The 15,890-nt window shown below is 61.1% G+C and carries 4 protein-coding genes; 1 reads left to right on the forward strand and 3 read right to left on the reverse strand.

The features are described 5' to 3' along the window. Nucleotides 1-45: 45 nt before the first annotated feature. Together ACP7A4_RS20110 and ACP7A4_RS20115 are read right to left on the reverse strand one after the other, a co-directional pair. Entirely contained in the window at nt 46-13,047 is a 13,002-nt protein-coding gene (locus ACP7A4_RS20110; protein ID WP_426248043.1) for a non-ribosomal peptide synthetase, read from the reverse strand. A gap of 71 nt (nt 13,048-13,118) precedes the next feature. Next, nucleotides 13,119-13,877 carry a thioesterase II family protein gene (locus ACP7A4_RS20115; RefSeq protein ID WP_203302767.1) on the reverse strand — a complete coding sequence of 253 codons (759 nt, stop codon included), beginning with the start codon at nt 13,875-13,877 and terminating at the stop codon, nt 13,119-13,121. A 368-nt stretch (nt 13,878-14,245) separates the two neighbouring features. Here ACP7A4_RS20115 and ACP7A4_RS20120 point away from each other — a divergent pair, with 368 nt between their 5' ends. Continuing rightward, nucleotides 14,246-14,794 (forward strand): RNA polymerase factor sigma-70, encoded by a 549-nt coding sequence (locus ACP7A4_RS20120; protein ID WP_059762894.1) that lies wholly within the window; start codon nt 14,246-14,248, stop codon nt 14,792-14,794. A gap of 64 nt (nt 14,795-14,858) precedes the next feature. Here ACP7A4_RS20120 and ACP7A4_RS20125 read toward each other — a convergent pair whose 3' ends face one another. Further along, entirely contained in the window at nt 14,859-15,860 is a 1,002-nt protein-coding gene (locus ACP7A4_RS20125) for a GNAT family N-acetyltransferase (RefSeq protein WP_426248044.1), read from the reverse strand. Nucleotides 15,861-15,890: the final 30 nt, after the last annotated feature.

Consider the following 15,890-nt stretch of genomic DNA (forward strand, 5'->3'; position numbering starts at 1 on the left):
CCACAAAAGGCCCGCGCTTGATGCAAGCACGGGCCTTTGTGCTGATTACAGCCCTTCCAGTTCCGCCATCAAATCGCTGAGACGGTCTACTTTCTCCTCGTTGATTTCACTGCTTTGCAGCCCTTCGATGTACTGCGCCAGTTCCTCCACGCAACTGCATTCGAACATGGCGCGTAACGGCACATTGCGTTGCAGCACTTTCTGCACCCGCGAAGCAATTTGCGTGGCCAACAACGAATGACCACCCAACTCGAAGAAGTTGTCGCTCACCCCCACCCGCTCCACCGTCAGCACCTCGGCCCAGATATCGGCCAGGGTCTGTTCCAGCTCGGTGCGTGGCGCCACATAGTCTTCACGTTGCAACTGGCCGATCTCGATCACGGGCAATGCCTTGCGGTCCAATTTGCCATTGGCATTGAGCGGCAAGTGTTCGAGCCATGCCCAATGCAACGGCACCATGTACTCCGGCAGCTCGGCGCGCAAACAGCGCTTGAGCTGCTCCAGACGCTCGCTGTGGCTCAGCGTCGAAGGCGCCGCCACCAAATAACCCACCAGGTACTTGCCGTTTGGTCCTTCTTGAACGCTGACCGCCGCATCGCGCACCTGCGGTTGCTCGTGCAGACGCGCCTCAATTTCTCCCAGTTCAATGCGATAGCCGCGGATCTTCACTTGATGGTCGATGCGGCCCACGTACTCCAGCACCCCGTCCAGGCGTCGGCGTGCCAGATCGCCGGTGCGGTACAAGCGCTCGCCCGGCGCACCGAACGGGTTAGGCACAAATACCGTCGCCGTGCGCAGCGGATCGCTGACATAACCGCGCCCGACCCCGGTCCCGGCTACACACAGCTCGCCAACGGCACCCAGCGCAACCAGTTGCAAGTCGCCGTCGAGCAGGTACAAACGGTTGTTGTCGGTAGGTGTGCCGATGGGCAAATAACTGCCTTGGGTTGAAGCCTGATCGACACGGAAGAACGCCACGTCATCAGAGCATTCCGCCGGGCCATAGGCATTCACCAATCCAACGTGGGGGTAACGCAAGAGCCATTGCTGAGCCAGTTCGGGCGGCATCGCTTCGCCCGTCGGCAGCATCCAGCGCAACCCGTCGAGCACAATGCGCTCTTGCGCCAGCATCCCCTGAATCAGCGACGGCACGCTTTCCAGCACCGTGATGCCCTGCGCATTGACCTGCGCCAACAAGGCCTGCGGGTCATGGGCGAGGGTGTTCGGCACGATGTCGACGCGAGCACCAAACAGGGGGGGAGCCAGGAACTGCCAGACTGAAATATCAAAGCTCTGTGAAGCCGTTTGCGCGATGACGTCGTGTTCGGTCAACTGCAAATACGGCACTTTGCTCAACTGGTTGTTCAACATCCCGCGCTGTTCGACCATCACCCCTTTTGGCAGCCCGGTCGAACCCGAGGTGTAAATCACGTACGCCAGATTGTCCGGCTGGCTGTAAACCTGCGGGTTATGGTCGGCCAGCGCGGCGGCTTGTACCTGCTCCCATACCAGTAAACGCGGACGAATCGGGCAACCCGCCTCGTCGAGCAGCGCCTCGGCCTGTTCGAGGCAGGCTTGGGTGCACACCAGCAACGGCGTGCGGCTCATATCAATAATGCGGCTCAAGCGTGAACTCGGCAGCGCCGGGTCCAGGGGCAAATAACCGGCCCCGGCTTTAAAGCTGCCGATGATCATGCCAAGCAGGTCCAGCCCGCGCTCGGCCAACAGCGCCACCGGTTGGTCCGGCTGCACCAAGGCGTTGATCAAGGCATGCCCCAGACGGTTACTGCGCGCATTCAACTCGCGGTATCGCCACTGCTGATCAAGGCAACTGGCAGCGATGCGTTCTGGATGGGCTGCCACTTGCGCTTCAAACAGCTGGGCATAGCTCTGATCCAGCGGGTATGCACGCTGGCTCTGGTTGCACCCCGCAAGCAGAAATTCGCGCTCGCAGTCACCCAGCAAGGGCAACTGCGCCATATCGCCTTCAAGCCCGTCCATCAGCGCCAGCAACATACGCTTGAATTCGGCCAGCAAACGCTCAACGCTGCTGCGTTCGAAGTAGCGCTGGTCATACGACAGGTGCAGGCCCAAGTCATCACCGGGATAGCACACGGCCGTCAGCGGGAAGTTGGTGTGGGTGCGCCCCGAGTCCGACGTCGCCTTAAGGCTGTGCGCCCGATCCATGACCGTCATGTCGACCGGCGCGTTCTCGAACACAAACAGGCTGTCGAACAGCGGCTGGCCTTTTGGCAGCTCGCTGCGCTCCTGAATCGTGACCAGCGGCAGGTATTCATACTCACGCAGCTCCATGTTGTGTTCGAGCAGGTTGCTCAGCCACTGACGCACTCCCAACGCCTGGCCCTCAGCCGGCATTTGCACGCGCAGGGCCACGCTGTTGATGAACAGACCGACCGTGTGTTGCATCTGCGGCAATTCCACCGGGCGACCGGCCACGGTCACGCCAAACAGTACGTCGCGCTCGCCGCTAAAGCGTTGCAGCACTAAGGCCCACGCGGCTTGAGCGAAGGTATTGATGGTCAATTGATGTTGCTGCGCCAGCTCACGCAAGCGCACACCGTCTTGCACCTCAAGCCGCGTGTAGCAATCGCCCACCAGCATGCCGCCGCTGTCGCCCGCGTGTTCACGCAAGAACGGCCGGTCACTCGGGATGTAAGTGGTTTGCTCGAAACCTTGCAGGTTGCGCTGCCACCAGTCGTTGGCCTGTTGCAGGTTTTGCTGCTGCAACCAGCCGATGTAATCGCGGTAGCGCGGCGGGGTGGCCAGTTGTGCAACACGGCCTTCACCCAACGCGCTGTAAATGTCGAAGAAGTCGCTCATCAGCAATGAACGGCACCAGGCGTCAATCAGGATGTGGTGGTTGCTCATCATGAACCAGTAACGCTCAGCCCCCAGACGGATCAGGCGCAGGTGGAATGGCGCTTTATTGAGCAAATCAAACCCGGCCTCACGCTCCTGCTTGAGCAGGGCTTGCAAGCGCGCTTCATGCCCCTCCTGCGGCTCGGCACTCCAATCCAGATAATCAATGTCAGTGCTGCCGGGGCGATGAATGATTTGCAGCATGTCTTCGCCCACGTTCCAGCAGAACGAGGCGCGCAGCGCTTCATGCCGCCCGACCACTTCCTGCCAGGCTTGCGCGAACCGTTGCGGGTCAAGCGCGCTGTTGATGCGGTAACGGTCCTGCATGTAATACAACCCGGTACCCGGCTCCAGCAAGGTGTGCAGCAGCATCCCCTCTTGCATCGGGGTCATCGGGTACACGTCTTCAATCAGCTCGGCCGCCACCGGCAAGGCGTCCAGTTGTGCCTGACTAAGCCTGGCCAGCGGGAAGTCAGAAGGCGTCAGGCCGCCAGCGCCGTCACTCACGCAATGGGCTATCAGCGCGTGCAGTTCACTGACATAGGCTTGCGCCAACTGCTCGATGATCGCTGCATCGTAACGCTGGGCGCTGAATGTCCAGCGCAGCAGTAGCTCGCCGCCATACACCTGACTGTCGATGCTCAGTTCGTTGGGTAACGGCGCCAACGGGTCATGGGCCGCGCCCACAGGTTCGTCCAACGGGTGGAACAGCGCATCACTGGCAAAGCTCTGATCGAACTGCCCCAGGTAGTTGAACGTCACCGCCGCTTGCGGCAACGCCGCCAGCGCCTGACGCGTGGCGTTATCGGTCAGGTAACGCAGCACCCCATAACCCAGCCCTTTGTGCGGCACGTTGCGCAGTTGCTCTTTGATTGCCTTGATCGAAGCGCCCTGTTCTTGGTCCGGCAACGGGGTCAAACGCACTGGATAGGCGCTGGTGAACCAGCCCACAGTGCGGCTCAGGTCGATGTCATCAAACAGCGTTTCGCGGCCATGCCCTTCCAGTTGCACCAGCGCCGACGGCTGCCCGGTCCAACGGCACAGCACCCGTGCCAGTGCGCTCAGCAGCAGGTCATTGACCTGCGTGCGGTAAGCACTGGGCGCCTGTTGCAAGAGTTGCCGGGTTCGCTCGGCGTCCAGGTGCACGCTGACCGTCTGTGCATGCTGATTTTGCCCGCCACCCTGTGGCCTGTCGCAGGGCAACTCGACCCGTGGCCCGTTCAATTGCTGGCGCCACAGGCTTAACTCTTCACGCAACGACTCGCTGCCGGCATAGGCTTGCAAGCGCTCTGCCCACGCCCGTGAAGCGCTGGTTTTTTCAGGCAACTGCGCAGGCTGGTGCGCCGCCAATTGGCGGTACAGCGTTTGCAAATCTTCAAGCAGTACGCGCCATGACACGCCGTCCACCGCCAAGTGATGGATAACCAGCAACAAGCGCTGCTGGCCTTGCGGCCCATCGACCAACAACGCACGCAGCAAAGGACCGTTTTGCAGGTCAAGACTGCGCTGGGCATCGGCGTACAGCGCCTCACATTGCTGCATGTCAGACGCGGATGCCTGCCACAAAAGTGCGTCATCGACCTCGGTGCGATATTGCGCACGCCATTGCCCCGCTGTTTTATGGAAGCGCAGGCGCAGCGCATCATGGTGCTCCAGCAGCGCACTCAGTGCCTGTTCCAGCGTATGAGGCTCAAGCGCCAGACTCGGCTCCAGCAGCAACGACTGGTTCCAGTGCTCACGGTGTGGCATGTCGGTGTCGAAGAACCAATGCTGGATGGGCGTCAGCGCCGACTCACCACTGAGTCGTCCTTGCTCGGCGTGGTGCTGCGCGGTGTGCGTCGCAACTGCTGCCAATGCCTGCACCGTTTGGTGCTGAAACAGGTCACGCGGGCTGAAATGAATGCCCAGTTGCCGCGCACGGCTGACCACTTGAATCGACAGAATCGAGTCGCCGCCCAGTTCAAAGAAGTTATCGTTGAGACCGATCTGTTTGAGGTTCAACACATCGCACCACACACCGGCCAGGCTTTGCTCCAGCGGGTTGCTGGGGGCCACATACTGTTGACGGTTCAGCTGCGGGTCCGGGGTTGGCAAGGCGCGCCGATCCAGCTTGCCATTGGCCGTCAGCGGCATGCTGGCCAGCAGCATCAGGTGGGTGGGGACCATGTAGTCGGGCAACTGCACCTTGAGCTGCGCTTTGAGTTCATCCCGTAGCGCAGCCTGTTCAACCTCGCTGTGTTGTGCAGCGTCGCACACCAGATACGCCGCCAGTTGTTTGCCTCCGACCATGTCGAGCGCCAGCACCACCGCTTCACGCACGTCGTGGTGATCCAGCAGGCGGTTTTCTATTTCCCCCAACTCAATACGGAAACCGCGGATTTTTACTTGGTGGTCAACCCGGCCTACGTACTCAACCAAACCATCGGCGCGTTGGCGTACCACATCGCCGGTGCGGTACAGACGCCCGCCATTATCGGAAAAAGGATCAGCCACAAACCGCTCGGCGGTCATGCCGGGGCGTTGATGGTAGCCCTGCGCCAATCCTGCACCGCCGACATACAACTCACCCGTGGCGCCTTGCGGCACCAGGGCCAACCCGGCGTCGAGGATATACGCCACCCGCGCGCCGATGACCTGGCCGATGGGCACACTGCTCGCGCCCTCTTCCAATTGTTGCGGCGCCAGGCTGGCCAACGGCATGACCACGGTTTCGGTGGGACCATAGGCATTGAAAAACACCTTTGGCGCGAACGCCGTGCGAATCCGTTGCAAGTGCTCGCCGGTCAGCGCCTCGCCACCGGTGATGCACATGCGCACCGGCAAGGTTTGCTGCTGCGTCGCCAACCACTGTGCCAACTGGCTGCCGTAGCTGGGGGTGAAGCCCAGAATATTGACCTGTTGCTCGCGGATCAGTTGGCAGATCTGCTGCGCATCCCACTGCCCCTGCGCGCGCAATACCACCCGCGCACCACACAGCAAGGGCACCAGCAGACGTTCCGTCGCCGCATCAAAGTTGATTGAGTAGAAGTGCAGCTCACAGTCGTCAGGGCGCATGCCGAAGCGCTCGATCACCGCACGACAGTGCATGGCAATTTCGCCGTGGGACACCACCACGCCTTTGGGCTGCCCTGTGGAGCCAGAGGTGTAAATCAGGTACGCCTGATGACCCGCCAGGCTGATAAACGGCAGCTCAGCAGACGGGTAATTGCCCAGTTCCTGCGCGATGTCTTCCAGGCACCCGAGCGCGACGTGCTGCGGCAACTCGCCCAAGGCGTCAAACAACGCACGGTGACTCAACAGCAGGCCAATGCCGCTGTCGTCAATCATGTAGTGCAGGCGTTCCAGCGGATATTCCGGGTCCAGCGGTACGTAGGCGCCCCCCGCCTTGAGGATCGCCAGCAGGCCGATCACCATCTCCAGAGATCGCTCAAGGGCCAAGCCCACACGCACCTGCGGCCCGACACCGCGCTCGCGCAGCAACCACGCCAACCGGTTAGCACGGCTGTCCAGTTCGGCGTAGCTCAGGTGCTGGCCGGCGAAGGTCAACGCGATGGCGTCGGGGCGAAGCCGTGCTTGTTCAGCAAACAGGCTATGAATGCACAGGTCCAGCGCATGTTCGGCAACCGGCGCGGCCATGCGCTGCACCAGTTGCTGTTGCTCTGGGGCCAGCATCAGCGGCAACTCGCTCAGGCGCTGTTGCGGATCGCCCAGCAGCGCCTCCAGCAGGTTGCCCCAGTGCCCGGCCATTTTGGCGATGCGCGGTTCGTCAAACAGATCGGTACTGTACGTCAGGCAGCAACCCAGACGATGGTCAAGGTCAGTGACTTCCAGGTTGAGGTCAAACTTGGTGGCACGCGCATCGTTGGCCAGGTACTCGACGGTCATCCCTGCCAATTCACGGCGTTGCTGGAACTCCCAGCGCTGCACGTTGCACATGACCTGGAACAGCGGGTTATAGGCCGCGCTGCGCGGTGGCTGCAACGCTTCGACCAAATGATCGAAGGGCAAGTCCTGATGCGACTGACCTTCAATCACGGTCTGACGCACTTGTTCTATCAGTTCGTCCACACTCATCTGCGCATCGAGTTGGCAACGCAGCACCTGGGTGTTGAGGAAGGCGCCGATCAGCCCTTCGCTTTCAGGGCGGATGCGGTTGGCGACAGGTGCGCCGATGCGCAGATCGCTCTGGCCACTGTAGCGATAGAGCAACACCGCCAGCGTGGCGGTCATGGTCATGAACAACGTCAGGCCATGCTCGGCATTGAAAGCCCGCACCCGCGCCGCCAATTCGTCGCTCAGGTCGAAGCGGTACAACTCACCCTGATAGCTTTGCACCGGGGGCCGCGCACGGTCGCTCGGCAGCTCCAGCAGCGGGTGTTCGCTGCCCAGTTTGGCGGTCCAGTAATCGAGCTGGCGTTGACGCTCGCCCGACTCCAGCCACTGGCGTTGCCACACGCTGTAATCCAGGTATTGCACGGCCAGCGGAGCCAGCGGTGACAGGCGGTCATCGAGGAAGGCTTCGTAGAGCACGCCCAATTCACGGGCGAAAATGTCCATCGCCCAGCCTTCCGTCACGATGTGGTGCAAGGTCAGCACAAAGTAGTGTTCGCGCTCACCCGCCTTGACCATGCACGCACGCAGCAGCGGCCCCACTTCCAGGTCGAACGGTCGATGCGCTTCACTGTCGGCCAGCGCTTGCAAACGCTGCTGACGCGTCGGTTCATCCAGCTGGCTGAGGTCGAGCCAGGCCATGTTCACGCCGGTTTCGTGGTGCACGCGTTGGCACGCCACGCCGTTAATGCTCGGGAAGGTGGTGCGCAAGGTTTCGTGACGCAAGATCAACGCTTGCAACGCGGCCTCAAAACGCCCGACATCCAGCAAGCCCTTGAGCCGCGCCATGCCCCCCACGTTGTACGCCGGGCTGTCGGGTTCCATCTGCCACAAGAACCACATGCGCTGCTGCGAGTACGACAAAGGCACCGGCTGGCGACGGTCGACTTTTTCAATCGGCCGTTGCGTATTACGCGTGCCCGCCGCCTGAATCAGTGCCACCTGGGCGGCAAACGCTCCCAGTTCACTGGCTTCAAACAGCGTACGCAGCGCCAGCTCCACGTCACACGCCTGACGCACCCGCGAAACGATTTGCGTGGCCAGCAACGAATGCCCGCCCAATGCAAAAAAGTCATCGCGCAAACCGATGCGCGCTTGCCCCAGCACTTCACGCCAGATGCCCGCGATCTGTTGTTGCAGTTCTGTCTCAGGCTCGACATGTTCACGCACCTGCCACAGCGGTTCAGGCAATGCGCGCCGATCCAGTTTGCCGCTCGGGCTCAGCGGCATGGCGTCCAGTCGCAGCAGTTGCGCGGGCACCATGTACTCCGGCAACACCTGTGCCAGCGCAGCCCTCACATATTCGTTGTCAAAGGCGTCAGCCCCGTGCGCGGTGTAGTAACCGATCAGTTGCGGCCCCGCGGCGGTTTCACGAATCAAGACTGCCGCTTGCGCCACGCCCGGTAGCGTCAGCAAACACGCTTCGATCTCTTGCGGTTCGACACGAAAGCCGCGCAATTTGACCTGTTGGTCGAGTCGCCCGAGGTACTCCAGCACACCGTCAGCGCCCCAGCGCACCTGATCGCCCGTGCGGTACAAGCGCGCGCCAGGCTCACCCAGCGGGTCGGCGATAAAGCGTTCGGCAGTCAGCCCCGGCCGTTGCAGGTAGCCACGCGCCAAACCGATACCGCCGATGCACAACTCACCCGGCACCCCGGCTGGCAGCGGGTTCAGCTCACTGTCGAGAACACGGCACAGCACGTTGCCCAGCGGTCGTCCAATGGGCGAGCGCTCGCCGTCTTCGGGGCCGCAGTGCCAATGGGTAACGTTGATGGCGGTTTCGGTGGGACCGTAGCGGTTATGCAACTGCACCTGTGGCCATTGCGCCAGCACCCGATTGCGCAACTCGGCCGGCAGCGCTTCGCCCCCCGAGAACAGGCGACGCAGGCTGTGGCACTGCGCCGCCTGGGGTTCATCCACAAACAGACGCAACAACGGTGGCACAAAGTGCAAGGTGGTCACGCCAAACTGCTGCACCAACTGCGCGATACGCTGCGGGTCGCGGTGCTCGCCGGGGCCGGCCAGTACCAATGGGCACCCGGTGATCAGCGGCCAGAAGCACTCCCACACCGACACGTCAAAACTGATCGGCGCTTTTTGCATCAGCACATCGTCGGCGTGTAGCCCGTAGGTGGCCTGCATCCATTGCAAACGCTCACTCAGCGCGGCATGGGTATTGCCTACGCCTTTGGGTTGCCCGGTGGAGCCAGAGGTGTAAATCACGTACGCGAGGTTGTCGCCGTGCAGGTGCAAGCCCGGCGCGTGGCTCGGCCAGTTGTCGAGCTTGAGCAAGTCCATCGCAATGACGCTGACCGTTTCGACAGCAGGCAAGGCAGCGAGCAGTTGGCTCTGAGTCAGCAACAATTGGGCGCCGCAATCCTCAAGCATGTAGGCCAGGCGGTCCTGCGGGTAATCGGGGTCCAGCGGCACATAGGCGCCACCGGCCTTGAGAATCGCCAGCAGCCCGATCAACAGTTGTGGCGAACGCTGGGCGGCAATCGCGACGCGTACATCCGGGCCGACGCCTTTATCGCGCAGGTAGTTGGCCAACCGGTTGGCCTGGGCATGCAGGCTGGCAACGTCAAGGCTGCCACCGTCCCACAGCAACGCTACAGCGCCAGGCGTTTGCAGGGCCTGTTGTTCCAATAATTGCGGCAACCACTGCGCTGCTGGCGCGCAAGGTGCCTCGCCCCAGCGTTGCTGCGCAGCGCACTGCTGAGCCGAGAGCATGTGCAAATCACCCAGTGGCTGATCCGCGCGCGCACTGACCTGGCCCAACAGGCTGACAAACTGTTCGGCCAGACGGGCAATGGTGCTGGCATCAAACAGTTCATCGGCGTAATCGAATGACAGTTTCAGGCGCCCCTGGCGGTCTTCTTCACTGTGCAACTGCAAGTCGAACTTGGCTTCGCGGCTGTGCCACTCCAACTCTTCGGCGAGCAAACCCGGCAACCGGCGCAAGGCACTCAGGTCGCGCTGCTGGTGATTGAACATGACCTGAAACAAACCGTGTTCGCGAGCCTGCGGGCAGGCTTCGACCAATTGTTCGAACGGCAAATCCTGATGCGCTTGAGCCTCCAATGTGGCCTGACGGGTGTGTTGCACCAGTTGTGCAAACGTTAAACGCCCCTCCAAATGACCGCGCAGCACCAAGGTGTTGATGAAGAAGCCGATCAGGCCGTGGGTTTCCTGACGTGGCCGGTTGGCGCTGGGCACGCCAATGCGAATGTCGTTCTGGCCGCTGTAGCGATAGAGCAGGGTTTGAAAAGTCGCCAATAGCCACATGAACGGCGTGGCGTTGTGCGCGTGCGCCGCCGTGCGTACCGCCTCACTCAGGGCGGCGTCCAGCTTTAAGCTGTGGCGAGCAGCGCTGGCGCGCTGGAGGGCTGAACGCGGGTGGTCGGCCGCCAGCCGCAACACCGGGTGCTCGTCGCCCAACTGGCGATGCCAGTAATCGAGCTGGCGTGCCGCTTCACCTTGCGCCAGCCATTGGCGCTGCCAACTGCCATAGTCGGCGTATTGCAGCGCCAGCGGCGTCAGTTCCAGCGGTTGGCCCAGACAGGCAGCCGCGTACAACCGCGAGAACTCTTCTATCAACAGGTTGAGCGACCAGCCATCGGCAATGATGTGGTGCAAGGTCAACAACAACTGATGCTCTTCGTCATCGAGCTTGACCAGCGTGACCCAGAACAACGGGCCATTTTGCAGATCGAACGGGGTGTGTGCTTGTTCTTCGCGTATCTGTTGTGCACGGGACTCGCGCTGATCAACTGCCAGGTCGCTGAGATCAATCCGTTGCAGGTCAAAATCGGCACGTTCATCGACCCGCTGCATGGCTTGCCCGTCATGCTCATAAAAGCGCGTGCGCAAGGCTTCATGGCGTTCAACCAACTGCGCAAAACTGCTGCACAACGCGGCTTCGTTGAGTTCACCGCGCAGGCGCAAGGCACCGGGAATCGTATAGGCGCTGCTGGTCGGGTCGAGCTGCCACATAAACCACAAGCGGTTTTGCGCCAGCGATTGAGGCAGACCGTCCTGGCGCGACAACGCCGCGATCTCGCCCTGGGCCAAGCCGCCATCCTGCTGCAATGCGCCGATTTGTGCGGCGAAAGCGCCCAGCGTCGGCGCTTCAAACAACAGGCGCAGGCTCAGCTCCAGCTTGAGTTCTTCGCGCAGGCGGGCAATCACTTGGGTGGCGAGAATCGAGTTACCGCCCAACAGGAAGAAATGATCATCGCCAGCGACTTGCTCGACCTGCAGGTGCTCACACCAGACCCAGGCAATCAGCGCTTCAAGTTCGGACACGCGCTGTGCGCCATCCTCTTTGAGCGCTGCTTCGTCGCCCGACGGGAACTGCGCGTAACTGTCGAGACTGCCATCGGCCAGGCGATTGCGACAGGCTGAACGTTGCAGTTTGCCGCTGGAGGTTTTGGGCAACGCGCCGGGGTTGAGCAGCACGACCACGCTGGGAGCTTGTTGGCAGGCGTCGGCTACCGCTTGGCGAATGGCATTGATCAACGCGTCGGGGGGGAGAATTTTTTGCACGCTGCGGCTGATTTCTGCCGCAATGCCAATCCCCTCCTCGCCTTTGACATTCACCGCAAACGCCGCCACCCGACCTTTGCGCACCACTTCGACTTCGCGCTCGATGGTTTTTTCGATGTCTTGCGGGTACAGATTTTGCCCGCGCACGATCAGCAGGTCTTTCAAGCGACCGGTGATAAACAACTCGCCGTCGTGCATAAAACCCAGATCGCCGGTGCGCAGCCAGGTCGCCCCCTGAAACTCGACAAAGGTGTTGGCACTGGCCTGGGGGTTGCGCCAGTAACCGTGGGCAATACTCGGGCCGCTGGCCCACACTTCACCGACGCGATTCTCAGCCAGCACGTGGAGCTGACCCGGTTCGACGATCAATACCGCGTGTTCAGGCTGGCTGGTGCCACAGCTCATCACCGGGCTACCGTCGCCCGGCACGATGCGGTTATCGGCCAGCGCCAATTCGTCCAGGCACAAGGCCGGGATGCCCTGACCGCGTTGACCGCCGGCCACAAACAGCGTGGCCTCAGCCAAACCATAGGAGGCGAAATAACTGGCGGGGGTAAAACCGCAGGGGGCGAACTTCTCGGCGAAGCGCTCAAGACTGTCCTGGCGGATCGGTTCAGAACCCGAGTACGCCACACGCCAGCGGCTCAGGTCCAAGCCTGCCAGCGCCGCGTCACTGACTCGCTCGCTGCACAAACGATACGCAAAGTCCGGGCCGCCGCTGATAGTGCCGCCGTACTCGCTGATCGCTTCAAGCCAGCGCAAAGGGCGGGTCAAAAAGTACGCCGGGGACATCAATATGCACGGCACACCGCTGAAAATCGGCTGCAACAAACCGCCAATCAAGCCCATGTCGTGGTACAGCGGCAACCAGCTGACAATGACGTCGTCCGGGTTCAGGTCGATGCCAAAACCACGGCGAATCAATACTTCATTGGCCACCAGATTGCCGTGGGTGACTTGCACCCCTTTGGGCAAGGCGGTGGAACCCGAGGTGTACTGCAAGAACGCAATGTCGTCAGCCTGCAAGACGACCGGTTGCCAGCCCTGAGCAATGCCCGGTTCAAGCTCATCGACACACAACAGCTGTGGCGCGCCTTCGCCTGAGAGTTCATCCATGTGCAGCAAAGGCGCGCGCAAACCGCTGCTGGTCAACAGCAGGCGCGGCTCGGCATCGGTCAGAATCGACAGCAAACGCTCTTGATGATGACGTCGCGCTGACTCAGGCGGATAGGCCGGTACAGCAATGACACCCGCGTACAGGCAGCCGAAAAACGCAGCCACATAATCCGGGCCACTGGGAAACAACAACACCGCGCGATCACCCACCCGGGCATTGGCCTGCAATGCTGCGGCAATGGTGCGCGCGCGAAGATCCAGATCGCCATAGCTCAGCACCTGACCTGCCTGCGGGTCGTCGGCCAGAAAGCGTAACGCCAGTTGATCCGGGGTGTGGGCTGCACGTTGTTGCAGGGCTTGGGCCAATGTGCCGGGAAGTTCGAACGCGTCCATCATGGGGTTTCCTGCCTGGGGTCGGCTTGAAAGAAATTCGGTCTGCTAGAAGTACGAGGCGCCGGGGCTGCGCTTTACACGCTCACCCCGGCCAACTGCCGGGCCTGGTGATTGCGCCAGCGGGCCAGATGCTCTTCGAGATAGCGGCGCACGCAGCGCAGCAAGGGCTGCTCTTGCTCGACCAGAAAGAAGTGGTGCCCCTCAAACATGTCGAGGGAAAAGACGCTGCTGGTGTCGGCCTGCCAATCGAGCAATTGTTCGGCACGTACGCTGTCCTGCTTGCCGCCGAAGACGTGGATCGGCAGCGCCAGGGCGGGGCGTTGACCGTGGACGAAACTGCCGCACAACAGAAAGTCCGCACGCATGATGGGCAGCATCAATTGCATCAATTCGCCATTGCCCAGCACCGCTTCGTCAGTGCCTTTCAACTCACGTAAACGGGCGATCAGTTGCGCATCGGTTTTAGCCACGGTGTATTCGCTCACATCGCGCCGGGCAGGCCCCGCCGTCGCTGACGCAAACAGCGCCAGCGGTTCAGGCACGCCGCGTGCACGCAAGGCATGCACCAGCTCAAAGGCCAGCAACCCGCCCAGGCTATGGCCGAACAGCGCATAAGGCCGGTCCAGTTCCAGGCTGATTTCATCCGCCAACTGGCTGGCCAAACGCTGGATATCGCATTGCAGCGGTTCGTCCATGCGCATGCCACGCCCTGGCAGCTCCAGCGGACGCACGTGCAGCCATGCGGGTAGTGAACGGCGCCAGCGGCTGTACGACATGGCACTGGCGCCCGAATGCGGCAAGCAAAACAAGCGCAGTTTGATCTCGTCGCTCATATCAAACAGCCACTGCGGTATGAGGCGCCAATGCTCGGGCGGTGCGCGCTGTCACCCGGCTGAAACACACCCTGTTCACGATCAAAAAACATCTCGCCCTCCTGTCCGAGCCATTACGCGGCCAGCATTGATGCCCGACCTTTGTCCATTGAGAACGGTTGGCCACGGCAAATAATTAGTCAGGCGCCAGACAGCGGTTTTGAGCGGATGCGGCGTGATGTGAGGTGTTTCTCAAAGTTTTGTAATCGCGATCATTAATTCTCTTTCTCAATTGACAATCATTATCATTCAACCTAATTTGTTGCCAGCTGTGTAGGCGGCGGCTTGCGTACCCGCCCACACTTTTTCAATTGCAGCAGGTGATTTCCATGACGGAACAAGTGTCCACAAGCAAGTGCGATTCACCCTTACTTCAAGCCTTTGTTGAAAACAGGCTCATTCTGGTCAAGATCGCCGCGCGCATTACCGGTTGTCGTTCCAGGGCTGAAGATGTGGTGCAAGACGCCTTCTTCCGTTTGCAGTCAGCGCCGCAAATCACCTCTTCCTTCAAGGCGCAGTTGAGTTACCTGTTTCAGATCGTGCGCAATCTGGCGATTGATCATTACCGCAAGCAGGCGCTGGAGCAGAAATACTCCGGTACAGAAGAGGAAGGCTTGAATGTGGTCATCCACGGCGCGTCGCCCGAAACCTCGCATATCAACTTCTCGACCCTGGAAAACATCGCCCAAGCGCTGACCGAGCTGCCTAGCCGCACGCGCTATGCGTTCGAGATGTACCGGTTGCACGGTGTGCAGCAAAAGGACATCGCCAAGGAGCTGGGCGTGTCCCCCACGCTGGTGAACTTCATGATCCGCGATGCGCTTATTCACTGCCGCAAGGTCTCGGGCACCCCGCGCGATACCTTCGCACGCCGTTAAAGCCCGAGCCTTGCGCTCGATCCTGTAGCCGCGGGCGAGACATGCGGCTACAGGTCAGCACGGGTCAGAGCAATGAGCACCCGTCAAAGAACCGCTCGCGGCTTTGCATCATCAGCGCTGCGCGCTTGTGCGGGAAGTTGAACTCTTTTTCGCAGTGATACCCCTGAGCCTGCATGTAGCCGATCATTTTTGCGTTATCGGCACGCGGCTCTGCCACCACACGCCGGGTGCGCGGGTCAGCCAAAAACAGGTAATGGGTGAGCGCCGACAGCCAACTGGCCACTTTGTGCGGCCCACGATGCGCCTGCTCCCCCACCAGCATATGAATGCCGCGATCGAAATCATCCACGTCGTAAAACGGCGCGATGCGGTCTTCCTTGGCCCAATACGCCTCAAAGTACGCAAATGGCTGATCGTCGAAACAACCGATCAAGGTCAGGGTATGCGGGTCAGCGGCCAGGGTTTCGAGAAACTGGCGATGACGCTCAAGCGTGCCGCCCTCCTCCCAGAAGTCCATGACTCGCGGGGTGTTTTGCCAGCGGCTGAAACGCTCAAGGTCCAACTCGATATCCAGCGTGCGCAGGGAGATCCATTGACCGAGCCGTGAATCAAACCGGCGATACACTTCCCCCTCCGGTTTGGGCGCTCGCAGCGGGTGACGTTTGCCTGCGCTGATGACCATGTGCAATGGATACGCTGGCGCAACTGTTTCGCCCAGCCACGGCTGAGGCCGCTGCCAAAACAGGCTGCGCAAACAGGTGTATTGACCGGCGATGTCAGTGGCCAGAAGCAGACCGTCAAGCAGTGCTTCATGGGGGGGCTGGCTGAGGTGCCAAGTCAGCTGCTGGCAGTGCGGATCACTGGCCAGCAACCGGTAACACCCCGCCCAGACGGCCTGGAGTGACGGCGCCGCACGGTGATCGCCCAGGTACACATTCAGCCCTTTGCCGCGCTCAAGTCGCAGGTCGATCAACGGCTCATGGCCGAGGGCAAGGGTCAGGCGGGTGTCTGTCAAGTCGGCGCTCAAATCGCGCCAGCAGGGTTGATGCGCTAAAACAGAAGTCATGGTATGGGCTCACGATTATCGTCAACAGTC

It is taken from the genome of Pseudomonas sp. TWR3-1-1 (genome assembly GCF_049896545.1).
Classification (GTDB): Bacteria; Pseudomonadota; Gammaproteobacteria; order Pseudomonadales; family Pseudomonadaceae; genus Aquipseudomonas; species Aquipseudomonas weihenstephanensis.

Bases quoted from the DNA above. Each gene is read 5' to 3' on its own strand.
- ACP7A4_RS20110 (WP_426248043.1), bottom strand. From the start codon at position 13,047: ATGATGGACGCGTTCGAACTTCCCGGCACATTGGCCCAAGCCCTGCAA.
- ACP7A4_RS20120 (WP_059762894.1), top strand. From the start codon at position 14,246: ATGACGGAACAAGTGTCCACAAGCAAGTGCGATTCACCCTTACTTCAA.
- ACP7A4_RS20125 (WP_426248044.1), bottom strand. From the start codon at position 15,860: ATGACTTCTGTTTTAGCGCATCAACCCTGCTGGCGCGATTTGAGCGCC.
- ACP7A4_RS20115 (WP_203302767.1), bottom strand. From the start codon at position 13,877: ATGAGCGACGAGATCAAACTGCGCTTGTTTTGCTTGCCGCATTCGGGC.